Annotated in this window: 25 protein-coding genes and 1 riboswitch; of the genes, 4 read left to right on the top strand and 21 right to left on the bottom strand. The window is 44.7% G+C overall.

Going from position 1 to position 22,434, the window contains the following annotated elements; genetic code table 11:
- Nucleotides 1-79: 79 nt before the first annotated feature.
- Both NV381_RS33955 and NV381_RS33950 read left to right on the top strand, forming a co-directional pair.
- Nucleotides 80-1,474 (top strand): sulfatase-like hydrolase/transferase, encoded by a 1,395-nt coding sequence (locus NV381_RS33955; protein ID WP_258217734.1) that lies wholly within the window; start codon nt 80-82, stop codon nt 1,472-1,474.
- A 133-nt stretch (nt 1,475-1,607) separates the two neighbouring features.
- Nucleotides 1,608-1,901, top strand: a complete 294-nt coding sequence (locus NV381_RS33950; protein ID WP_258217733.1) for a 4a-hydroxytetrahydrobiopterin dehydratase — start codon at nt 1,608-1,610, stop codon at nt 1,899-1,901.
- Nucleotides 1,902-2,012: 111 nt separating this feature from the next.
- Here the strand turns inward: NV381_RS33950 and NV381_RS33945 are convergent, their stop codons facing one another.
- The gene (locus NV381_RS33945) at nt 2,013-2,510 is read right to left on the bottom strand and encodes a GNAT family N-acetyltransferase (protein WP_258217732.1); all 498 of its coding nucleotides are present in this window, start codon (nt 2,508-2,510) and stop codon (nt 2,013-2,015) included.
- A gap of 177 nt (nt 2,511-2,687) precedes the next feature.
- On the opposite strand from NV381_RS33945, the gene NV381_RS33940 reads away from it, so the two are divergent.
- Entirely contained in the window at nt 2,688-3,524 is an 837-nt protein-coding gene (locus NV381_RS33940; protein ID WP_258217743.1) for a sulfurtransferase, read from the top strand.
- Nucleotides 3,525-3,753: 229 nt separating this feature from the next.
- On the opposite strand, the gene NV381_RS33935 is transcribed toward NV381_RS33940, so the two are convergent.
- From NV381_RS33935 to NV381_RS33925, 3 genes are read right to left on the bottom strand one after another with little or no spacing between them, the layout of a single operon-like run.
- Entirely contained in the window at nt 3,754-4,176 is a 423-nt protein-coding gene (locus NV381_RS33935; RefSeq protein WP_258217731.1) for a chemotaxis protein CheW, read from the bottom strand.
- Nucleotides 4,177-4,188: 12 nt separating this feature from the next.
- Nucleotides 4,189-5,778 (bottom strand): methyl-accepting chemotaxis protein, encoded by a 1,590-nt coding sequence (locus NV381_RS33930; RefSeq protein WP_258217730.1) that lies wholly within the window; start codon nt 5,776-5,778, stop codon nt 4,189-4,191.
- Between the two features lie 11 nt (nt 5,779-5,789).
- On the bottom strand, nt 5,790-6,377 hold the full coding sequence (locus NV381_RS33925) for an HD-GYP domain-containing protein (protein WP_258217729.1): 588 nt from the start codon (nt 6,375-6,377) through the stop codon (nt 5,790-5,792).
- Nucleotides 6,378-6,479: 102 nt separating this feature from the next.
- A riboswitch (cyclic di-GMP riboswitch) is annotated at nt 6,480-6,582 on the bottom strand.
- Between the two features lie 111 nt (nt 6,583-6,693).
- Between NV381_RS33925 and NV381_RS33920 the strand changes: the two genes are divergently transcribed.
- A complete protein-coding gene (locus NV381_RS33920; protein ID WP_258217728.1) occupies nt 6,694-7,644 on the top strand; it encodes a tyrosine-type recombinase/integrase in 951 nt (316 codons plus the stop codon).
- A 396-nt stretch (nt 7,645-8,040) separates the two neighbouring features.
- Here the strand turns inward: NV381_RS33920 and NV381_RS33915 are convergent, their stop codons facing one another.
- The 17 genes from NV381_RS33915 to NV381_RS33835 all read right to left on the bottom strand — a co-directional run bounded on the left by NV381_RS33915 (nt 8,041) and on the right by NV381_RS33835 (nt 22,416).
- Nucleotides 8,041-8,619, bottom strand: a complete 579-nt coding sequence (locus tag NV381_RS33915) for a hypothetical protein (protein ID WP_258217727.1) — start codon at nt 8,617-8,619, stop codon at nt 8,041-8,043.
- 175 nt (nt 8,620-8,794) lie between these two features.
- Complete coding sequence (locus NV381_RS33910; protein ID WP_258217726.1) at nt 8,795-9,403, bottom strand: glycoside hydrolase family 73 protein; 609 nt, start codon at nt 9,401-9,403, stop codon at nt 8,795-8,797.
- The gene (locus tag NV381_RS33905) at nt 9,400-9,660 is read right to left on the bottom strand and encodes a hypothetical protein (RefSeq protein ID WP_258217725.1); all 261 of its coding nucleotides are present in this window, start codon (nt 9,658-9,660) and stop codon (nt 9,400-9,402) included. The genes NV381_RS33910 and NV381_RS33905 overlap by 4 nt, the downstream gene beginning before the upstream one ends.
- Nucleotides 9,661-9,721: 61 nt before the next feature.
- The gene (locus NV381_RS33900) at nt 9,722-9,949 is read right to left on the bottom strand and encodes a hemolysin XhlA family protein (RefSeq protein ID WP_258217724.1); all 228 of its coding nucleotides are present in this window, start codon (nt 9,947-9,949) and stop codon (nt 9,722-9,724) included.
- A gap of 70 nt (nt 9,950-10,019) precedes the next feature.
- Nucleotides 10,020-10,484: a hypothetical protein gene (locus NV381_RS33895; RefSeq protein WP_258217723.1), complete on the bottom strand. Its 465-nt coding sequence runs from the start codon at nt 10,482-10,484 to the stop codon at nt 10,020-10,022.
- A 19-nt stretch (nt 10,485-10,503) separates the two neighbouring features.
- Nucleotides 10,504-14,892, bottom strand: coding sequence for a hypothetical protein (locus NV381_RS33890; RefSeq protein WP_258217722.1), 4,389 nt, complete (start codon nt 14,890-14,892; stop codon nt 10,504-10,506).
- Nucleotides 14,893-14,910: 18 nt separating this feature from the next.
- Nucleotides 14,911-15,552: a hypothetical protein gene (locus NV381_RS33885; RefSeq protein WP_258217721.1), complete on the bottom strand. Its 642-nt coding sequence runs from the start codon at nt 15,550-15,552 to the stop codon at nt 14,911-14,913.
- Nucleotides 15,545-16,720 (bottom strand): baseplate J/gp47 family protein, encoded by a 1,176-nt coding sequence (locus NV381_RS33880; protein ID WP_258217720.1) that lies wholly within the window; start codon nt 16,718-16,720, stop codon nt 15,545-15,547. The genes NV381_RS33885 and NV381_RS33880 overlap by 8 nt, the downstream gene beginning before the upstream one ends.
- Complete coding sequence (locus NV381_RS33875; protein ID WP_258217719.1) at nt 16,710-17,069, bottom strand: DUF2634 domain-containing protein; 360 nt, start codon at nt 17,067-17,069, stop codon at nt 16,710-16,712. The genes NV381_RS33880 and NV381_RS33875 overlap by 11 nt, the downstream gene beginning before the upstream one ends.
- Nucleotides 17,051-17,500, bottom strand: coding sequence for a Gp138 family membrane-puncturing spike protein (locus tag NV381_RS33870; protein ID WP_258217718.1), 450 nt, complete (start codon nt 17,498-17,500; stop codon nt 17,051-17,053). Before NV381_RS33870 ends, NV381_RS33875 begins: the two co-directional genes overlap by 19 nt.
- Nucleotides 17,497-18,285 carry a phage protein gene (locus tag NV381_RS33865; RefSeq protein WP_258217717.1) on the bottom strand — a complete coding sequence of 263 codons (789 nt, stop codon included), beginning with the start codon at nt 18,283-18,285 and terminating at the stop codon, nt 17,497-17,499. The genes NV381_RS33870 and NV381_RS33865 overlap by 4 nt, the downstream gene beginning before the upstream one ends.
- Before the next feature lie 2 nt (nt 18,286-18,287).
- Nucleotides 18,288-18,605, bottom strand: coding sequence for a phage baseplate plug family protein (locus NV381_RS33860; RefSeq protein WP_258217716.1), 318 nt, complete (start codon nt 18,603-18,605; stop codon nt 18,288-18,290).
- The gene (locus tag NV381_RS33855; protein ID WP_258217715.1) at nt 18,577-19,053 is read right to left on the bottom strand and encodes a phage baseplate protein; all 477 of its coding nucleotides are present in this window, start codon (nt 19,051-19,053) and stop codon (nt 18,577-18,579) included. The genes NV381_RS33860 and NV381_RS33855 overlap by 29 nt, the downstream gene beginning before the upstream one ends.
- A 3-nt stretch (nt 19,054-19,056) precedes the next feature.
- Entirely contained in the window at nt 19,057-21,492 is a 2,436-nt protein-coding gene (locus NV381_RS33850) for a phage tail tape measure protein (RefSeq protein ID WP_258217714.1), read from the bottom strand.
- A gap of 41 nt (nt 21,493-21,533) precedes the next feature.
- Nucleotides 21,534-21,734, bottom strand: coding sequence for a hypothetical protein (locus tag NV381_RS33845; protein ID WP_258217713.1), 201 nt, complete (start codon nt 21,732-21,734; stop codon nt 21,534-21,536).
- Nucleotides 21,715-22,008: a hypothetical protein gene (locus NV381_RS33840; RefSeq protein ID WP_258217712.1), complete on the bottom strand. Its 294-nt coding sequence runs from the start codon at nt 22,006-22,008 to the stop codon at nt 21,715-21,717. The genes NV381_RS33845 and NV381_RS33840 overlap by 20 nt, the downstream gene beginning before the upstream one ends.
- A 12-nt stretch (nt 22,009-22,020) precedes the next feature.
- Nucleotides 22,021-22,416 carry a DUF3277 family protein gene (locus tag NV381_RS33835; RefSeq protein ID WP_258217711.1) on the bottom strand — a complete coding sequence of 132 codons (396 nt, stop codon included), beginning with the start codon at nt 22,414-22,416 and terminating at the stop codon, nt 22,021-22,023.
- Nucleotides 22,417-22,434: the final 18 nt, after the last annotated feature.

Below are 22,434 nucleotides of genomic sequence, written 5' to 3'. Positions count from 1 at the left end.
TTGCGGGCTTACGAAATGGAGCGGGTTTTAAAAAAGGTTGGATAATCATTGAATAAAATAAGTGAGGAGTGAGTCCATCATGGATGATTTAAAGCTGGTAAATGAGTCAGGTTCCGGGCGATCTGCGCAGCCGAATGTCATTGTCTTTTTTACTGATCAGCAGCGTTGGGATACAACGGGTGTACATGGCAATCCGCTCAATCTAACACCGAATTTTGACCGGATGGCGCGGACGGGTACACATATTTATCATTCATTTACTTGTCAGCCGGTTTGTGGACCCGCCAGATCCTGCTTGCAGACGGGCTTGTATGCGACCGCATCGGGTTGTTACCGCAACGGAATTCCTCTGCCTGCGGAAGCAAAAACATTGGCCCACCATTTTGGAGAAGCCGGTTATCAAACCGCTTATATAGGGAAATGGCATCTGGCCGGGGAAGAGCCTGTCCCCGAGGCGCAGAGGGGCGGTTATGACCACTGGCTGGCTTCGAATGTGCTGGAGTTTTCATCAGATGCATACGATACGGTTGTTTATAACCAGGCTAACGAGGCTGTGAAGCTTCCCGGTTATCGGGTTGATGCTTTGACGGATGCGGCAATCCGCTATATCGATCAGCACCAGGCGGATCCGTTCTATATGTTTGTGTCCTATTTGGAGCCGCATCATCAAAACCATACGGATAATTACCCATCGCCCGATGTTTATCAGGGGGCGTATACAAGCCGCTGGGTACCGCCTGATCTTGCATCGTTAGGTGGAACGGCTCATCAGCATTTGGACGGCTATTACGGCATGGTTAAGAGGCTTGATGACGCCCTCGGCCGATTAATGGACACTTTAAAGAGCTTGAATTTAGCGGAAAATACGATTATCTTATTTACATCGGATCATGCTTGCCATTTTAAAACGAGAAACGGCGAATACAAGCGTTCCTGCCATGATAGCTCGATTCGGGTTCCGACTGCGATATGTGGTCCTGGCTTCCAAGACGGACGGCGTATAACAGAGCTCGTCAGTTTGATTGACCTTCCTCCAACCATGCTTGATGCTGCTGGCATTAAGGTGCCGGAGGCCATGCGGGGACGGTCGATTCTGCCGCTGCTGCATGGAAAGCAGGCCAGAGCAGATTGGCCTCAAGAGGTTTTCGTACAGATCAGCGAATCGCAGGTAGGCCGAGCTATAAGAACTGACCGTTGGAAATACAGTGTAAAAGCGGCTGGAAAAGACGGATGGTCTGACTCGGGCTCAGACATCTATGAGGAAGAGTTTTTGTATGATTTGCAAGCCGATCCGTATGAGCTGTCGAATCTGGTAGGAGTGGAGTCACTCAGAACGGTAGCTGATCAATTGAAGTTGCGGCTTCTTGCGCGCATGAAAGATGCTGGCGAACCTTCTGCTCAAATCGTGAATGCGCCAACGGTCCCGATGGGGCAACGTCGCGTTTCAGTAGACGAGCTGCGCGTACAGGCTTGAATGAGAATGGTCACGTGCGGGGAAGTCGGAGCTGATTAAGCCATGCCAAGCAAGCTTTGCCGCAGCAAAGCTCAGACAGTGCTTCCGAAGCAAACTAAGCTTTGCTGTATTAAAGCTCTAAGGAGATGGATCGATGGAGAAGCTGACAGAAGAAGAAATTAATGCACGACTGGAGCAGTTGACGGGCTGGAACCGAGAAGCGGACGGAAAGTGGATCATCAAAGTATATAGGTTCACCGAATATTTATCCGGTATTGCTTTCGTTGACAAGGTGGCGAGTATCGCGGAGCTGGAATTAAACCATCATCCTTTGATCGCCATTGATTATAAAAGGGTGACGTTGAGGCTCACCTCATGGCATGCTGGCGGGTTGAGCGCGCTTGATTTTGAAGCGGCAGAACGCTTCGATAATGCTTTGGGCAGATAGCGGGATAAGGTAGCTCAGCTTTTATAGCTTATAACGTCGACGATAGCCTGGGCATTTTCAAAAAGTGGTCCAGCCTCATGTTTCGTCCATTTTCGGCAGTAGGTCAACCGATTACTTGTTAGTGCGCTTTGGTTTCCATTCCATGCAGTAAAACAAATCCCTACCGGTTGGCGTTATTTTATTGTACGTATCGGTATGCACGAAGCCTGCTTTCTCATAGACGCGGAACGCGCGAATATTCCAGCTAAGCACCTCCAAATCAATTTCGTTGGTGGGTGCTTTTCTTTTGGCCTCGGCTGCTATGGCGCGTACAAATTCAACTCCATGGCCTCGGCCGCATAATTCAGGACGCATGCCTAGTCCAAGCCGTGTAACTCCAGTGATGGGGAAAAACTGGGCAAAGCCATACATGAGGCCATCTTCGTCTAAGACAGCCCGGTATTGCTGCTCCCGCAGTTCAGCGTCTGCAAATTCTTCTTGCTCGGAGAGCATGATATCCCATGGACTCCAATTGTATATATTGTAAGGAGCCGGGTAGGACCAAGTGCAGATGTCCATACAATGGGCTTCAGTTAAAGGTGCGATTCGGAATGTTGGTGAAGTAAGCATAATGGGGTAAACTCCTTTGAGACCCTACGGTTTTCCAATTCTTTTTCAACCCTATTGTACCCGCTGCTTGGTGGTTTGTCGAACCAATTACCAAATAGCGGAATTTTTTCGTTTTGCTGGGACGCTAATCCGTTGTATACTAGTAGAGATATCCACACAGTAAAGGAAGTGTTTATGATGCAGCATATAGTGAGTCAGGATTGGCTGTTTGACCATGGTACAGACGAACATGTCGTTATTGCAGACTGCCGTTTTTTATTAGGGAATCCAAGTGCGGGCCGAGAGGCTTATGCTGTCGATCATATCCCCGGCGCCGTGTATTTTGACTTGGAACAGGACTTGTCAGCTCCAAAAGACGTACATGGAGGAAGACATCCGCTGCCAGATTGGAATGAACTTGTACTTAAAATTGGCGAGGCCGGCATAAATAACGAAAAGACTGTAATTGTTTATGATGATCAAGGCGGAGCCATGGCTTCGCGCTTATGGTGGATTCTTCATTATCTCGGACTTTCCCAAGTGTACGTGCTGGATGGAGGCTACACGAAGTGGAAGGAAGCAGGTTATCCTGTAACGGATGAACCTGCGATAGAGCATCCGACTGTGTTTGAACCGAAACCTCAAGACGGCATTTTGGTCAGCATGGAGGATGTAAAGAGCCGTATTGGCCGTCCAGGCACTGTACTTATCGATTCTCGTGAAGAACGCAGATATTTGGGACTTGAGGAAGCAATCGACCCAGTAGCGGGTCATATCCCTGGGGCAAAGCAGTATTTCTGGAAAGATGGCCTTGATGAGCAAGGCAACTGGAAGGAAGCTGAATCGCAAAAAGTGCGGTTTACCGACTTGCAATCAGCAGATGAAATCATTGTGTACTGCGGCTCCGGCGTAACGGCTTGCCCGAATGTACTTGCTTTGCATGCAGCGGGCTACACTAACGTGAAGCTTTACTCCGGCAGCTGGAGCGATTGGGTTAGCTATAGCGACAATCCGGTAGCGACGGGGAGAGAGTAAGAGGACGCGAAACCGCGTCCCGCAGATATTGGCGTACAGCGAGTTTGATGCTGTACGCCTTTTTTTGGTGTTTCCGGAGCAATTCCGAGTCAACAAGGAGTCAACACCAAAGAACTGTGAAATAGTGGAATACAAGGCAAAGAGAAGGCAGCAAAAAGGGAACCCCATGGGATTCCCTTTCGCTATGTGCTGTAGCAGTTGTACGTCGGCTATGTGTGCCCATCAGTACCTATTTTTGAAGAACTTGCTCCAGATTCAATATACAAACTAATCCCGTTTCCGTTTTTCCAAAACCGGTGATGCAGGAACTATCGGTATCCCCAATCGTATCCAGGGGCTGTATTTCCGAAAGGGTCGTTACTTTCTCGACCCGATCCACGATTATTCCAACCATCTCACCGGCATGATTGATTACGATAATCCGGGTTGATTTGGTATAGGGCTCCTCCATGATACCGAATCGGATGCGCAGGCTGATTACCGGTACTATCTTGCCTCTTAAGTTGATAACCCCTTTGAAATAAGCCTCACGGTTCGGAAGCTCTGTTATATCCCGTAATCTAATAATTTCATGGATATCCTGGATTCCTACCGCATATTTTTCTTCCCCAATACCGACCTCGATGTACTGCTCCGGTTTGTTTACGTCCATTTACCCACCTTCTTATATTTTAAAAATGGTTACATTGTTATTTAATTCTTCTGCCAATTGGGCAAGTGATTGGGCGGTCATGGCGGTTTCCTCACTGCTGGCAGCCGATTCTTCGGTAGCCGCAGAAATACTTTCAATAGAGATTAAAACTTCTGTAGTTTGAGCGGCTTGTTCCTCGCTGGCGGCTGCAATTTCCGCCGCTTTGTTCGCCGTTTCATTGACCATATTAATAATGTTTTTGAACGCTTCGCCTGATTCTTGCGATGAAATAACGCCTTCGCTCACTGACTTTACGCATTGACGGGTATTCTGCTGCATGCCTTTTATAATGGCTGTAATTTGTTTGGTTGCTTCACTGCTTCGTTCTGCCAGCTTGCGCACTTCATCAGCTACTACGGCAAATCCTCTGCCTTGTTCCCCGGCTCTGGCCGCTTCTATCGCCGCATTTAAAGCAAGAAGGTTGGTTTGGTCGGCAATATCGTCTATGACTTCAATAATTTCACCAATTTTGTCAGAATCACTTTCCATTCGCGACATCTGTTCATTTACCAAATTCATGCCCTCAATGGAAGAACGCACAACGATACCGCCATCATGAGCGGTTTGCATCGTTTTGTTGGCTAATTCGGATGTCTGCTCTGCATTGCTTGCTACCGAGCTTATCGCCGAGGATAATTCCTTGAACAGCTCGTTCATTGTTTGAGCAGCCTGGGCTTGACTCGTGCTTCCGCTGGCGATTTCCTCCGTAGTGGCCGATATTTGCTGGGCAGCCGCGGAAACGCTCTCTGCTGAGGATAAGACGCTACCGATAATTTTACGCAAATTCAGTATCATTGTATTAATGGAATCACCTAATCGTCCGATTTCATCTTTGGTATCAATATCCGATGTTTCCGTTAAATCGCCTTCCGCCACCTTGGCCACCAGTTTCACAACCCGGTTCAACGGGCGGGCAATAATCTGTGCAATTAAGTAGCCAAAGCCAATACTGACTAACAGCGAAATAATAATAACCGTAATGGTGACCGAACGGGAAGTGGTGTAAAGGATGTCTCCTTGTACGTTGGCCTCCTCCGCACTTTTAACGTTAATTTCTATTAATTGCTGCAGTATGTTGTTTAAGTCATCTCCGATTTTTCTTAAATCCCCGGTTTTAAATGAAGCTTTAAAATCGGCATCTCTTCCTTCGTAACTCATTTGTATGGCTTTGTCCGCCGCTTTCTGGTAGTCCTGCCATGCAAGGTCAAACTTTTTAAACACCTCGATCTCCTCTTGGGATAAAGAAGTTTTACGATAAGCATTGAGTCTGCCGTCAATATCTTTCCTAAAGCCTTTTCCCTTATCAGAAAGCTGATCCCTTTCGATATTGTTATCCGCATCGTTTATGTCGCGAAGATTAATTCTCAGCCTTTGATATATAATTTGAGCATCGGATAGATGATTGGCGGGCAATAAATTGTTTTTATACATATTAAATAAGCTATCATTGAGTTTGCTCAAATTCATCAAGCCGTAGATGCCGACAAAAACCAAAATCATTGAAATGATAAAAAAGGAAGAGATCAACTTAACCGATGTTTTCAAATTGTAAAACCATTTCATAGAAAGTCACCTCATGTATGTTTTTTGAAAGGATATATTTCACCAAATGACGGGGATAGTCTTAAAAATATATCAACATAATAGCTGTCAAACTGCGTTCCACTATGGAGCAAAAGTTCTTCTTCCGCCTGTCTAAACGTTAATCCCTTGCGATAAGGCCGGTCGGTAACCATACTGTCGAAGGAATCCAGAATACCGCAAATTCTGGCGAATTCAGGGGTGCTGTTTCCCTTTAATCCGTTTGGATACCCCATACCATTCCATCGCTCATGATGAAAATCAATTACGTCTATGATTTCTTGATCCATACACCCATATTCCCGTATCATACTAGCGCCAAGGGAAGGGTGCTCCTGCATGACTTTCCATTCTTGTGCGGTGAGCGCTGAAGCTTTCTTCAGAATTTGATCGGGTATAAATATTTTTCCAATATCGTGCAGGCAGCCTCCCAGGATTAATTGGCATGTTTGTTTTTCGTCCAAATGTAAATATGTTGCCATCATCTTGCATAATTTTCCCACTCTTAAGCTATGGTCGTATGTATTTACATCTTTGCCTAAAAGTTGAAGCAATTTCTTCACCCACAGCCCGTTCTCCATAGCAACTCACCTCTTCAGCTCCCCCTATAAATTCAATAGAACACCAATACTACAAATACTTTTCAGAAAAAAGAGGCCTCCCCATAGACTGAAGCCTTTTTTTGGGGTAACTGGCTGGCATAACGTTCCGTGGTTCTGTGGTTCAAACGTTGTAGCCCCTATAGTTTTGCGGCCCCATCTTTCGATGGGTGTGCCTTTGACCTGATTGTTATTCACTTTTTACCGTCAAAACTAGCTTCTTTTCCAAAAAATGTAGTAGAGTAGTGTTTCGCACAATTATCGTTGTTCGAAACAATATAAGGAGGAAAAAGCTCTTATGCTAACGCAAATCAGTCAGTTTCAGCTTCCAATCCATTCAGTAGACAACCAGCCCTATTCCGATGATCAGATTATTAAAATGTTTTTTGCCACCTATCAGCGCTCTACATATACAGTGAGAAACTATCTTAGTGCCATAAATAAATTTCGCGATTTTATAGGGGACAAATCTTTGAAGGACGTTACGTGGAAAGATGTCGAGGTCTATAAGATAGGGCTATTTGAAGGACTTTTCTGCAAGGACAACAAACCGAAAGCACCTGCAACCGTTGCCATTTATTTAGCGCCGCTGCGTTCTCTCTACAAATGGGGAAGCGATTCGAATATTGGTATTTTCAAAAATAATCCGATGACCTGCATTCGTACCCCACAAATAACCATAAACAGTAAAAACAATTATTTAACAAAACGCGAGGTTCTTCTTCTGTTTGAACAGCTGAAACTCGAGGGATCGAGGGAATATTTAATCGGATTGACCCTTGTTTTATTAGGATTGCGGGTATCTGAATTAATCTCTATTGAATGGGGACATTTCCATACGGATCCGGAAGAAAGCTCAATTTGGTTGACGATCCTTGGAAAAGGGGGGAAGCAACGCGAAGTGAAGGTACCGGCAATGCTGTGGAAATTATTCAGCGAACGCAAACAATTTTTCCTGCAACAGGAAAAGCCCCTAAATCAGAAAGTATTCCCCATATCCGTAAGACTTATAGAGAAGATGATTCAAAAAGCCCGTCAGCAATGCAGTCTAGAGAAAAAGGTAACCCCACATTGGCTTAGACATACGAGTGCTACTTTAGCCCTACTTCGGGGGGCAACCTTGCAGCAGGTACAGGAATCCCTTGGACATACACACATTAATACTACCCAACGCTATCTTCATACCGTACAACAAATAAAAAAAGCAGCCCCCGATTTCGTGGAAGACAGCTTAAAAGACGGTTTATAGGAATATTTTCCTAGTGCTCTTGTATTATTTTGTAGTATTTACTATAATACAAAATAATGAATATATTGTAGAATAAAAGCAGAAAAAGAAGAATTTTACTAGAAAATGTCGAACAACGATAATTGTGCGAACACTACTCTACTACAATTTTGGGGAAAAATATAGTTAATAAAAAATGATGGAGAATAATACCAAATTAACTTGTTGAACTTCCATTAACGATAGGTCTGAAGTATCGCGTGGAACCTCATCTTTAGGTATTTAGACATTCTTGGATATCCAGTAATCATAGATACACATAAAAAAAGAGGCCCACACTTAAACCATCCGAATTAGATGGTAAAGTGTGGGCCTCATGTATAAGAAGCTGGCTCTGACAAATATACTTTTGGACCTTTATGACTGAATTGCGCTCAAGTTAATATTAAGTCTTGCTGCTACGCCAGCCGGGTTGTCCTGACTTCGAGCGCCGTTATCGTTGAAAGCTATAATGACAATGTCGTTGCGACCTTTGCGCAGAAAGGTGCGGATGTTGAAAGTGCGACCCGGGTTAAAGTTGGAGGTTGCAGTTGTCGGGCCATCGAATAAGAGAGGGACTCCATTGATGATGACAACGGCATAGTTATCGACTGACAGAAACAGGGTCGAGGCCAAAATATTTCTGTTTAGAGCCAGCGTAAATGTTTTGGAAATAATAGCATTACTGCTGTTCAGGTTGCCTGAGTACCATACGTAGCTCGCATTATTCACTGCAACCCAGGAAGGATCGCGGGGGATGATTTGGGCATTGAACCAGGAGTTGTCGGTTCCGATGATAGTGCTGGTTTGGCTGATTAATACCGGCTTTTCATTTCGCATCTGTTTCACTTGGGCACGGTAGAGCGACATGACCTTACTTTTGGGCAATCCCGCGCTTTTCGTCTGACGGACGGCTTTCTTGGGAATAGTGGCACTGCGGGGTCTCGCGGACTTCATACTATCCTCTCCCATCAACATGATAATAAATTGCTTGCATGTTATCATATTCTTAATAGAGTAGAGTGATAGGTATAGCAGCTTATAGTTACTAGTATATTTTAAATGATGGGTTCCAGGTTGTGAGTATCTGTTAGTTTGACGAAGGTTTATCGAGCTAGAAAAAGCTCATCGTTTATTCTTCCGGTTGTCCGGATGCTTTGCGGAGCTCATTGGCTAAATGATGAAATTCGGCTTGAGCTTCAGGATTAGTAGTAGCTTCGTAAGCAGCCTTCAGGAAGCCGATTACTTTATTGGCGTCTTGTGCAGTGAGCATATAGGCATCCAACTCCTTTAACGTTATCCGGTCATATTGCTCCAAGTCCCAGCTCTGAACGATGCTAATTAGCTTGGAAGCATAGCTCGGATCTGTCGCATACCCTGCCTTTTGCAGTGAGTAGGCGGCTTCTTTATAATTTTTTGCTGTACAATGTTCGAAAAAACCGGCCTTAGCGTAACGGCCATTTTCCATTAAGAATTGAGAGTGGTCTATAACACTCCCGATCCAGTCGTCATATACACGAAATCCATCTACCACATCGGCCCAATGGCCGTTGATAAATTCCTTTGTTTCTTGCAATTGCCCTGAGCCTTTGATGCCGAAAAGATTGTTACCGGGAGCATAAGCGCCCCAGCCGCTTTCTAATGCACCCTGCGCTATGGTGATGCTGGCTAGGATGCGGGTACGATGCATTTCTGCAACAGCAGTTGGTGCTAGAGTATTGATGAATTGCTGAGGATTCATAAGTGAATATCCCCTTTCTTTTTGAGTGCGGGGGGATGGATGGATTTATTTTGAAGATGTCCTGCCGTTGCTGCAACTAAAAAAGCATTGGCAAAAGTCAGCCCATACAGGCGCCAATCCAATGGGCTTGCACCAGCAGCTATCTGGGCGGCGAGAAGGACAGCGTAAGCTACCATTATGGCATAAATATCAGTTGGCAACGGCAGCCACCGGTCTAATGATGTTTTCGAATACTGGACAATGAAAAATGTCAACAAAGAAGCTCCTCCCATAGTGGAAAGAGCTTCCCAAGTGAAAAATTGGCTGTCCATGCTCATGTCACAACCCTTTCCATAGCAGTCCGATGGCCCCGATGATTAAAGCTGCTACAGTAGTCCGCCAGAGCCATGTTTGATTTTCTTCCAATTGGTCCAGCCGTTTGTGTGCAGCTTTGGTTGATAGCATTGCTTCATTCGCGATATCTCGGGCATTGATCATTAAATCAAGCTTGGTTTCTACTCGCGTTAATCTTTGCAGGATTTCACCTTTCTCTTCGTCATGTGGCATTGAGCACCACGCCCTTTCTGTGTAATGAAATAGCCCCGATAAGGGGGCTATTTTTTTATAGCTATAGATGTTAAAGTTCTTCCAATTCCCCAAAGGCCTCCAACGTTAGAGAACCGTGTGTAATATAGTTGAATCCTTCCGCATCTTGTGTGGATATATTTTTGATTCCAACTGTTGTAGTCTTATAAACGTAGGATGCTTGCCCATCAATGACGGTTAAATCCTTGCGTGAACCATTAATGTTTATCTTAATATCACCTTTAAAGGTACTTGCTTCTTCCTCCTTCCAATTTTTTATTTTAATGGTGATTGTGACGGAATCTACATCATCAGCGGCGATTTCCGTTTTGTTGGCAGTTACTACGGATTTAAAACCATTAAAGCTTGAGTTCTCTGCAAAGGATTGTGTCGTCCCGATATAAGCTGTACCTAGCAACCGAGTGTCATTAGCCTCCAACAAAATCATTTCAGATGGACCTTCTGATATTGCCATAACTGTTCCATTTTGCACCTGAGCATAAATATATGTCGTCATTTGATCATTCTCCCTTTATTTAATAAGATTCGACAACTTCCCAAGAGACTGTTGCCCCTACGGCTCCAGCCATGACAATTCTTACCGTTGTTGAATTTAGTAAGTATGCGTAAATTTCTAATTCCCCGTTTTGAGGTTTTCTCAAGTTCGGGAAAGTCAAGTACGACTTATTCATATTCACCGCTGTAATAGTGACATCTACGGTGCCACCAACACCAACCATTCCTCTTTGTACAAGTTTCACTCCCCCTACCGCCTTCCATGTGCCGCTATCATTCCATTCAAGCGTTCCGTTTCCATTATTCCTTAAAAGTTGTTCCGTCCAAAGTTTATACGCAACGTTGCCGAAACTCCAACCTCCAAGTTTTAAATAATTATCTGTATCCAGACCGAAATATGCAGCAAATTCACCATGCCTATGCAAAGTAAAATAAGACGCATTACCAGCATTTGAACCAACTTCGAATGTAGAACCTCCAGATATATCATGAATCCGACCTGTACTTTCTTTCAGAATAAGAGTTCCTGCCATTTTATCCCCTAATTTGTTTGTGGGAATATATCCGTTATATGAGGATGCGTTGATGTTACCGTTCGGTTCCCTTGTAACTATCGTATCACCAGTAGCTGCATAAAATGGAGCGAAACCACGTAACACATCAGCATCAAGTCCGCTTCCTGCTCCATCATTGGAACCTGTCCACACTGGAGAACTATTAGACCAAGTTATGGGGTTTGCTCCCGCTGTCGTAACATAAAGCCTAGTCATGCTTGTGCTTGCATAGTTAACTTCCATCAAACAAGCTGCTTTTGATGTGTCATGTCTTTTCCAAGCGCCAGTGTCATAATAACAATTGGAACCGAAGTAACAAGCTTCTTTACCGTCAATTTCAGCGAATGAAGTTGGAGAACTAATCCGAGCAATTCCGCTAAATGACAGCGGCCCAGTCATTTGTTCCAACCCATCTTTGGGCAAACTGGCATTTGCTCGTGTAAGCGCACTATTGGCTGTAGTTTGAGCTGCATTAGCTGCATTTGATGCGCTATCCACATCCTGCTTACGTGCAATATGGCTGTTTGCTATGGGCGTTCCAACATTGGCCTGGCCGTTGGCATCACGTTGTATTATTGTACTAGCTATGGCATTGGGAGTTGCGCCATGAGCAGTACTTGCGTTTCGATGTGTATCGACATCTAGTCGGAGATTATCCAGATATGCCCCATCTTGCAACAATAGCCAATCCTGTACACTATCCTTAGTCGTATTATCCGCTAAATCCTGTGCCAGGTTGCTGACTACTGTCGCCATGCTCGCACCGTACTGGATGCTTACGTCAGTAGGGTTGGATGTAATGCTGTACTGGTCTAGGGCGATGTAGGTCGCGTAGTAATCGGCCAGTGAATCATATTGGGCAGGGGATATATAGGCTGAATACAAACCATTAGGATCAAAGGTACTGACATTTAATTTAGTTGCAGCAGCATCTTTGTAGATCTGTAAAAACTTACTTACTCTTTTGGATAGCTTTGTGGTAGAAGTACCTAAACGATAGACACCATACGTAGTATCATTCACTAAGGTTGCTTTCTCGCGTACAATCAAACCACTGCCAACCTCAATTTGATTCCCGCCTTCATGAAGCGCAATATCGCCCTCTACAGCAATTTCCTCAATCGTAGATGAAGCAAGTTGGTATTGCAGTTTGTAAGGTGTATAGTTCTTAGTTGCATAAGTTGTGCTAGGTAACGTTTGAACAAGCAGTTGAACATCCAGGTCTACGAAGTCGGTGTTTATCGTAGATGCTATAGTACCATTGGATGCTTCCGCGTAAGCCAAGAAGTGAACAAAACCGTTAGCGTCTACATAAGACGATAATGGGGAGCCTCCGTCAACATTAGAGAACGATAGTTTAGTAACAGTTCCTAAAGACGTTGTTTTTAACGCACTATGGTATGTTGCTTGTACTACATGCCACATAGTAAGTGTGGCTTTATTCCCTCCCACACTGCTTCCGAATCCCCACCAGTTACACGTAATCTTGCCTACATTTGCTTTCAACCAAGTTACACGATCAACAGTAGATGTTGCTGTCCCGAAAATCTCGATACCGTAGTTTCGTATCACATGTTCTATAAGGTTGAAGGAGAATAATTGCTGAGATATGGTTAAATTAGTCACACCCGAACTGATTGCTGAGACACCATCTAACGTAATAACATTTGCATAACCCCCTACAAATTCAGATGGCCAAGCTCCAGATGGCGCAGTAAGTGTTGCACTAACATTGGTACTCGATTTTGCTATATGAGGATTCTCTACTACACTCCCTGAGAATTTGTTCAAGAATTTTGCTTTTAAAGCGTCTACGGCTGTGTAGTATTTCGTACCGCTTGAGTACTGACCGAATGCATTGTCTGATAGTTTCCAACCTTTGAAGTAGTTTTTGATGTCGGCAGTAGTAACATTGTACGACTCCCCAAATCCACTGTCAGAGTTGGAGACGGTGATATACATATAAGGATCACCAGTCATTTGACGGTATAAATCGCCAGATTGACCAGCAACAACTCCATTTAAGACTTTCAGTATCTTTCCGTCATATTTTGTCATTATTGCGCTATCTGGTTTAGCTTGAAGGTCAAGTCCCGAAAATGGCGGCAAGGTCACTGTTTTATATCCGGTATGCCCAGCGTAGAAAGTCCACGCTAAACTACCGTCCAAGTCTACTGTCTTAAATCGAGATTCCTTATAGTACTTGTTCCCCATCTTATACAACGTATCGTAAACTGATCCGTCTACACTGGATGCAAACTGTTGATTAGGGACATAGATGTATTGGTCTGATTTCGTTTCAAAAGTTGCAGCTGTGGAGCCTATAGTAAGCATTGGGTTTGTGAAGGTGAACATTCCTGGAATAGAGTTTGTTAATTCTACAAGAATCCGATTGCAATTCGATGGGGTGGTGAAAGTGCCACCAGTTCTAATGTCACTATAACCGGATGATATATAAGTTGCATCAGCATAAAATAATGCTTTTACAGTTTGAGAATTGGGATTCTGAACGTTAAATGTATACGTCGTATTAGGTAGAGCGTTGACGAAAAAATTGGTATACTGATTTGATCCTGTTGCATTCAACGTCAACTTATAAGGCTCATTCACTTGTGCATTAGCATGTAACGTCCACTCATTAAACGGAGGCAGTAGGTTCTTGCTAGACTTATTCACATACAGCCCATTCACATTAGCTATGCCTTCGGTATATGGATACCGAGCCGCAATTTGATTAATGTCTGTCAAAGTTGTTCCTAGCGCTGTATATTCTGCTGCCGATATCTCATAAAGACGAATACCATCTACAAATCCGTAGGTTCCGTTAGCTCCACTAACATCAAAATAGATATGCTGTGCTGATCCGAAATTGACAGGGGCTATTTTTACATACTGAGTAGAAAATGATGTTGTGACAGCATTTACTGTTGAGCCAACATTCGCACCGCCATTGTAAAATCTAAATGTGACATTTGTTGCATTCCCGTTTTTAGTGTCTGCTGCAAGAATATAATACTTAGTTGTATCCAATCGGCTATTCAAATTGTAGTTCACTGACATACCGCCACCTGAAGTAACGGTAGCCTTTATTGAAGACGAACCAACTGTTTTATACGTTGTATCTAAAACGACAGTACCTTGTGAGGATGAAAACTTACTAACATCCTCACAATTACCGTCACACCCTAGTTGATTAACCAAAGACCTACCACGCGCCGACAGATCAACCGGACCGGCCTGATCTGCATTAACAGTTTGCAGGCCGTAATTCAAGTTTGTGGTAAGAAGTTGATTGGACTTCAGTTTTGCTTCTAACGCATCAACCGTATCTTTCCTTGCGATATCCGCTGCAGCTACTGGAGCAGCGACTTGAGCTCTGCCGTTGGCATCACGAACTAACAATGTGTTGGGAGTCGCAGTTGAAACCGCTCCGTGTATACCGGTAGTTGCATTCATATGAGTATTGGCGGCTTCTAAGGTTGTTGCAGGGGGCGTGATCCAGCTGCTTTTTCCAGTGATCTGACGGGTCATTTTTCCTAAAGAGCCAAACAAGCCCGTAATTGTGTTAGGCCCTGTACTTGGCACAGCTGTATCATCAATGGTACGGTTCCCAATTACAGCATCCGTAGCCGCGCCATTGGCAAGGCTATTGCTGTCAAGCTTCGCTGCATCTCCTGCAGCACCAGTGTGTTTATGGTTTTGCAGCTCTTCCAATGCCTTATACGTTCTATTCTGCGTCCAGTTCAGCCAGTCTGCCGGAGGCTTCTCGCCTGGTTTCCAGCCTTCATTTTTCTTCGATGCGGATGGCTCAACGCCAGGTGATTTCCACTCAGGAAGTTCTTTTTCAAAAGCCATATAAATCGCGCTCCTCTCTTAAATAGGCAAATCGATATTTTCGGCAGGGGTGAAAACAGCACCTAGTGTCCCACCGCTTGTTTGATCCGTATTGGCAAAACCTGCTTCAATATCCATCTCAGGCCCATCACCGCTGGCCAGGGAGAAAGTCCCTTGCAGCTCTACCGCATCTACACGAACTCCTGCGGGGATCGTTTTTTGGAGAATTCTCGTAAACTGGCGAACATCGATTTCTGAATCACTGATTCGGCTAAAAGGAAGCCGCACTAAAGAGATCGCGGCAGGCTCGGGGTCCGACGGATCTGTGTACTTTTCACGAATTTCAATCTCAGAGTAATTCGCATTAACCGAGATCGCTATAACGCGAATGAGTGTATTGATATCGCCACGTGAGAGATTGCGAGCAATTTTAGACTTAATCAGCACGCGGTAGACCTCGTCTGAAGCCATCCCGCGAGGCTGGGCCACGTTTTGCCCGATATTATCCAAGGTTGAACCACGGGCAAGATCGATATCCCGCCAGAGCTGCATCGTCTCCAGTGTCTGATCGAGGTCATTGAGTTGTCCGTGGACAATGGACAGAAGCTTTCCAATATTGCTCTGCGGACTTTTGGCATAATGATCCGTTAACTTCTGTAACATCTCACGCAGATCAGGCATGGCTGCTCACCTCAATATCACTATGAAGGATTTGAGCTACTTTATTACTGGATACGGCAATATTGCCAGTCCCAAAGCTGCCAGAAGTCGCAACTTGAACATTAACATCCTCAATACCGACTACCTTATAAATCGAGCTGATCAGCTTCGTATATATCACGTCATCGCCCATGCCAAGCCCGCTATACAACGAGCCATCCACATCTTCACCACCAATATAGCGGATAATTGCTGTCCTGATTTGTGCATCGCCATCTACGGGGTATTGTTCATTTTTGGTCACGGCAACCTGGACCTTCAAAGCGATCTTTTCAGCATAACTGAACTTAATAATATGAGGAGAGCCTGACAGGTCATAAACCGTACGGGATACATCACCAAAGGATTGGATACCAACGGCTTTTGTTTCCAAAATGCATTGAGCTATAGCATCCGCACCGCCTCCTAGCAAGTAGGCTTGAAAGCTTTTGCCTGGCCGTCCTTCAGCATCGGTAGCGAGTGAAGTATTTTCAATGACAGTAGCTGCCCTTACACCGGCAATGCCCAGCAAAGCGCTGCGAATCGAATCCAAAGTAGCCGCGCCTCCCCCGGAAACCGAGAGCTGGAATCGTTCGCGGAATTCCGGGTCGGTTTCTTTTTCCCTGCCTCCGACAGTAGGGGCTGGGTTGGTTACAGAGGCTACATTCGGATTGGGATTCACAATCTCCGTTATCAACCCGCCTGCCACATTGCCGCGAACGCCTGCCAACGAGGCTCGAATGCTCACAGTCGCATGCCCGCTGGCATCTAAGGTAACGGGTACTGTAGTTGTGAAATATACCGCGTTCCTTGATCTGACTGAAAAGCCGGCAGCAACCGTATAGTCGGGGGTGCCCGTGATAGCTATGGAACCCGATGAAAACTGTTCGGGAATACGGGAGATTCCTACATACGGCCCGAGTCGGTCCTGTTGAACGCCCTGCGCGGTATTAATGTAGGCGGAATAATACACGTCCTCAGCTTTTTCCCATGGCTTGCTCAAAAACCAGGCAAAAATTCTAAGAATGATGCCAAGCGGCGATCTTTCCGAGGTATTGATGGTTTCCCCGTAGGCTTCGCGCGCTTTGGCCTCCATTTCCATAATTAAGTCGGCATACCGCTTGCGTTTAAATCCTTTTTCATCCAACATGCTGTGTCACCTCGCTTTCTATAGTTGTACCGTCAACTGCCGTAGCGGAGAAACGAACCGTCATGATCCGATTTGGTTTGTCATGTTCAAACTTTATGCTATCCACCGTCTTGATGCGCGGTTCTTGAAACAAACCTTGCCGGATTTGTTCCCGCATTTCCTCTTCATTCAAATTTTTCTCCAAAAACGCGCGAAATTTGATACCTAGCTCAGGCTGCAAAAACCACTCGCCTTTGTTAGTGCCGAGAGAGCTTTTTACACACTGCACAAGCTCGTCAGTTCCTTCAGCCATAACGATTTCACCAAGCTCCAGAACCAAATCACCTTCTACTAGCTTAAAAGACTGCATGGAAGCACCCCCACAATTACAGCATCGTTCTTACTGTGCATCCGTTTGCTTACAGGTATTGCGACTTGCCCGGACAGTGTGTTTCTAATTTCACCATCGGCACATACTACAAGCACGGTATCGCCAGATTTTACATTGGGAAAATGGATTTCCTCGTGTTCTTTTATAATTATTGTACGTTCAATCCCTTGATCGACGATGGTCTGCTCATGTTCCTTAACGATGTGCTTTTGTCCGATGGCCGGTACATTTTGGATCAGTGCAGGTTCCTTATCAGCTTTGCGAAAGAGAGGCTGCACAACAGCCATGCCGCTGGCCGAATCAAACGAAATGACTCTGCAAGGGAAACAGACGTACAGGTCATTGATAGCCTTTTCCACCATACCCGCCACAAAAGCATTTGCAGCACTTCCCGCATCCGTTGCACTCATGGATAAATCCCCTCCATTTCGGTCACAAAGTCGGAGCTGCTCATTTTATGAGAGCCCTTACGGATATGCAGTGTTGCTTCTTTTTGCCGCGAAACTAACCGGATCACTGAAGCAGTTGTAATTCGGTGCTGCAGTTGGGACTTCAAGCTCATTCCGCTAAAATTTTCCTCATCCAAAGGTTCAGGCATACCGATTAGTCCTGTATCCTGGGAAAGCTCGAATATGTCATCCTCACCTTCCCTTAAATTTCGGATATACAAATGCCCTTTGTTGATGTAGGCGCTTGTGCCGCAATCGGCTGCGATTTTTTTAATGATTTCTGTAACCTCTCCACTGGCTGTATAGCCGCCTGCGTACTTAACATCCTGATTCAGCACAAATTGGGCGACAGGCAACCCTAACTGCTCAGCCATTTCTTTTAATATGATGCTAGCGAGCGTATCTTCGGCATAGGTAATATCCTCCAGCTTGCGGTCAGACAGCTTGTCCGAATCGAGTACATGGATCGTTGTTATTTTATCTACACCACTCCAAGCTGTCTTGATTCTCGAAATATATCCCTGCAAAATCATACCGGCATTACCCTCATACCCGGCATTGATTATCAAAGTGTTATCCAGCTTAATTTCGGCCAAAGTCGAATCCGACAGATTGTAAATCTTAATCTCACTTTCGTTCGGCAGCAGGTCATTATCGAAAGGAACTGTAAATTCCATAGTGTAATTTTGATTTGAAAAAGTTCGGGTACCCGTCTGTATCTCAACCACTCTTCCGAAGTTGTTCATGATCAAACATCTCCATCCAGAAATAAAAATACCGTTTCACCTAACGTCTTCCAGTTCACATCGGTCTCTTTACCTGATTCATCGAGTGGTGTAAGAGTAACAGCAGGGAACCGATGGTCGGCGATATCATGAAAGAGTGGTTTTCCATATATAAGCTTTTCCCCATATACAAGCAGTTCTTTATTTCGATAAAGGTCTATGGTGAAAAAGTCAAATTGAGGGTTGTAATTCACTTCCATTTCAAATAACACATTAGCCAGTGGGATTTCAAAACGATAAGGAATTTGATGCTTAATGATATTGACCAGTTGAGTCGACAAATACGCTCTCCTCCTGTCCCTTTTCTTTTTTTACGGGCTGCTTCCGTCCTACTGTAATGACGGGGGCGGCTTGTGTGTGGATGAAGGGAGGCAACGTTTCGAGATAAGAGCTTTTAGCTACTCTCACTTCTTTTAAGGTGGCATTAAAGGAAAGGCCGTTTGCAACCTGATGATTGTGTGTACTCTGAAAGCTGGTGATGATTCCAACAAAATAATTGCGTCCGATGAACTCTATTATCGATCCGGCCTGATGGAGGTTCAAAATATTTTGCCGAATTTGCGCAGCATCGTCACCTACAATGAAACCACTGATACGCATTGTTTTCGCTTTGGCCCTTACGTGATCCATAATGTCGATGCCGTCTTCGATAGGCTGCTCGGTTACATCGATTTCATGCGATGGCTCTTCCGACTCAACCATTACGTAGTTCTCATTTATCGTAGCCATCTTTTATACCCCCACAATGCCTTGTCTTCGTGATGCGCTCTCGAACACTTCTTGGATCGTTTGCTTGACCCGCTCAGCAATGTCTTGTGCTGCTGTTGGGCTATCTCCATTCATTGTGATGTTGATGGTTGGACTGAATGAGAGTGCAGAGCTGGATGGACCTGCCAATGATGAAGCTGTGGGAGAAGCCTGTGTGGGAGGGCCATAAGTAGGGCTTAACGAAGCTCCCTGAGCGGCAAAGGGAGGTAAAGCGCTCTCTGTTAATGAAGCTGTATAGGGCTCTTTAACTGCATTCGCTACTTTTTGGGATGACCCAAGAACTCGTCCTTCTCCATCTTCAAGCCCGTCAGCCAGACCTTCGGTTGTCCAGAAGCCAACCTCCATCATGACTTTGGAAGGGGAACTGATTCTTAAAAATCCTGTGATAGCGTCCTTCATGCCTTGTCCGACGCTTATCACAGAATTCCATAGATTCGGAAAGGCGTTACGGATACCCGTAATAATTCCATTGATTAAGTCGGCTCCAATATTGATAAAACCACTCATTGCTTCCGAGAAATAAGTTTTAATTGCTTCCCAAACAGCTATGAATGTATCACGGTAGGTTTGCCAAGCCCCAGTAAAGTCTCCCGTAATAAATTGCAGGAATGCTTTGAAAATTCCGGTAGTATAGGTGAACATGATATTAACGAAGTTGTAAATATTGGTAAGTGTCCATACAATGGTATCCCAAATTGCGGTAAATGAGCTTTGAATAATGAGCCAAAGGATAGTTAATTCATTTACCCACATTGCCCGGATAATCGGCCATACAATAGAAAGAATTTGCTGTATATACGGCATTATTGAACTAATGTAGGCACTAAACCTATCAAATAAACCTTGTACATAATTGAAAACAATCTGGGTTTGGTCTCTAATGCCAAACATATTCGTTTTCCACATATAGGCGAGAGCTGTTATATATGCAGCTAGAATGACACCTACTGCAATAAAAGGCAGCAAAGGTGCAATCGCTGCCCAACCTGCGACAGCAACTGACCATAAAGAAGCGGCTAGTCCCACACCAAACGCAAGGGCTAAAACTCCAACCGCAGGGCCAAGAACATCGATATTTTGAATGAAAAAGTCAATCCCGTTCGAGACCTGATTCAAAGCATCAAGCAGCACACTTCCCACAACGCTGGAGAATTTTTCAATATGAGGTAAAGCTCTTTGGAGGCCGCCTTTCAAGAGAGCAGCTATTTTCTCAATAGCAGGAAATGCTTTCTCTACAATGCTCATCAGCTGCTTGCCCAGGGGAGCGAGAGCGATCATGATTTCATTCTTCAAAGAGCCGAACTTGTCACCAAGCGTTTCGGTGTCTTTGGCCGTAGTGCCTATAATCCCATTGGAGTTGGCCATTTCTTGAAGCATGGTACCTAACTCAAGACGCCCTTCGCGTATAGCAGCAGCCATTGCAGGTCCAGATGATTCGCCAAACGCTTCAATACTTAATTTGTTGGCCTGTGCCGTAGTTCCAGCTTGTTTAATCTTATTCATGGCAATATTGAGTGCCTGCTGTGTATCCTTAACGCCTACTTTGGACATGTTGCCGAGGGCGGTAGTATAAGAGCCTAGAACCATATCAGCATCCAGCCCTTGCTTGGTCCATTGCCCAATAAGGGCTGCTGAGGTATCAAAGTCAAAACCAAGCTGCCGCATCGGCCCCCCGAATTTGGTCATTTTATCAGCTAAGGTGTTGACGCCGAGGCCAGTTTTTTGGGATAAAAAATACATCTTATCGAACATTTCACTGCCCTGTTCAGCGCCGATACCCCAATTCTGCATAGTACCAGTGAGAGAGGACGAAATGGTGGCAGAGCTTATTTTGGTTAATGAACTCAGATCCATAATTTTTTTGGACATATCTTCAAGGACAGAGCCGGTAGCCCCGGTTTTTCTGCTAACATCTGCTATAACTGTAGCAACAGAGCCTAATTTATCCGGAACCTGGGAGCCTACCTTGTTGTAGCTCTCCATGAGGCCATTCAGTTGTTCTCCGGTAGCCCCTGTACTGGTTCTAATAATATTCATCGATTCCGTTGCTTGCGTGGCAGCATCCCAGCTCGCTGTTCCTATAGCCATCATAGCGGAGGTAAGTCCTTTACCAATTAATTGACTCACTTTGGAAAGGGACTCTCCTAGTTGTGCAAATTTGGAAGTCGCTTTATTAGTGCTGGCTGCGGCATTATTCGTAGTCTGAATAAACTGATTATAGTGATGGTTCACCTCAGTAAGACTATTATCAACTTCCAGAAAATGATTATTTACATCTGTAAAATGTTGATTTATTTCGGTTAAGTTATTGTTTACTTCTAAAAAATTATGGTTGAATTGTATATCTAGACTTTTATTATTTAATATTTGAGTTAGATTGCTGGTGATATTCGTTGCCATTGTTTTTCACCGCCTTTCTTCTTAAACAAAAGAAGCGTCCCTTAGGAACGCTTCTTTGATTTTTCCATGTTCTTTTCCATCATTTCGATGTACATATCAAGAGCGGCATTGGCTTCGGCCAAATCATCCTGGTCCATTTCGTTCAGCTCACTGTAAGTGATGTTCATATCACTCAGCAGCAGCCGCCACATGGCCCAGTTCCTCTCGGCTCGATGACGTGCCTCACTCCTGGTTATCGGCATTTGCCGATTCCTCATCTTCGCCTTCAAGGAAACGGAAGGAGGCTGCAATTACATCGTTGAATTCCTTCTTGTCGCTGCCGAAATAATCCCACGAAATTTTCGGGTCGACAATTACGTTTTTCATCATTTCCTCGGCCAGCTTTTCCTCTAAAGGTACACCGAACTTATTTTTAACACGGTCACTGATTTGGGCGGCTGCGCGGACACCGGGGAATTGGAAGGTGTATTGCTTTCCGCTGCGGGACGTATACTCTTTTTGCTTAAAGTTGTTCATTTACATTCACTCCTATTCCATTTTTAGGTCTAGCGCCTGAAATTCATACTCACGGTCTTCGGCTTCTTTACCGTATTTGCGGTCAGCCGGCTTTTTCAAGAAGGCTTCTGTAACAGAAGTGGTTTCCTTAGGATCGTTGGAAGAGATAATGCTGATCGGAACAACCTTGCCGCTGTTTGCCAGAGTATCCAGGTAGGAGAGTTGAGGACTCGTCTGCTGCAGAGTAATTTTAATAGTGCCTAAAGAGTTGTTGATTTTCGTACGTACGACATCGCCCAGGGCACCAACTTTTGTTTCATAGCTGTTCTCATCCTTGGTGATTTCAACCATGCTTTCTCCGAGACCTGTAATATACACGCCATTCACGGTGATAGCTACGTTCTTTGGATCATAGGTTTTTGTTGACATAGATAGTCCTCCTCAAAA

Origin of the sequence: Paenibacillus radicis (ex Xue et al. 2023) (assembly GCF_024722015.1) — a bacterium.
Classification (GTDB): domain Bacteria; phylum Bacillota; class Bacilli; order Paenibacillales; family NBRC-103111; genus Paenibacillus_S.
The sequence above is the reverse complement of the archived record's forward strand: the minus strand, read 5'-3'. Positions and strand labels throughout refer to the sequence as shown.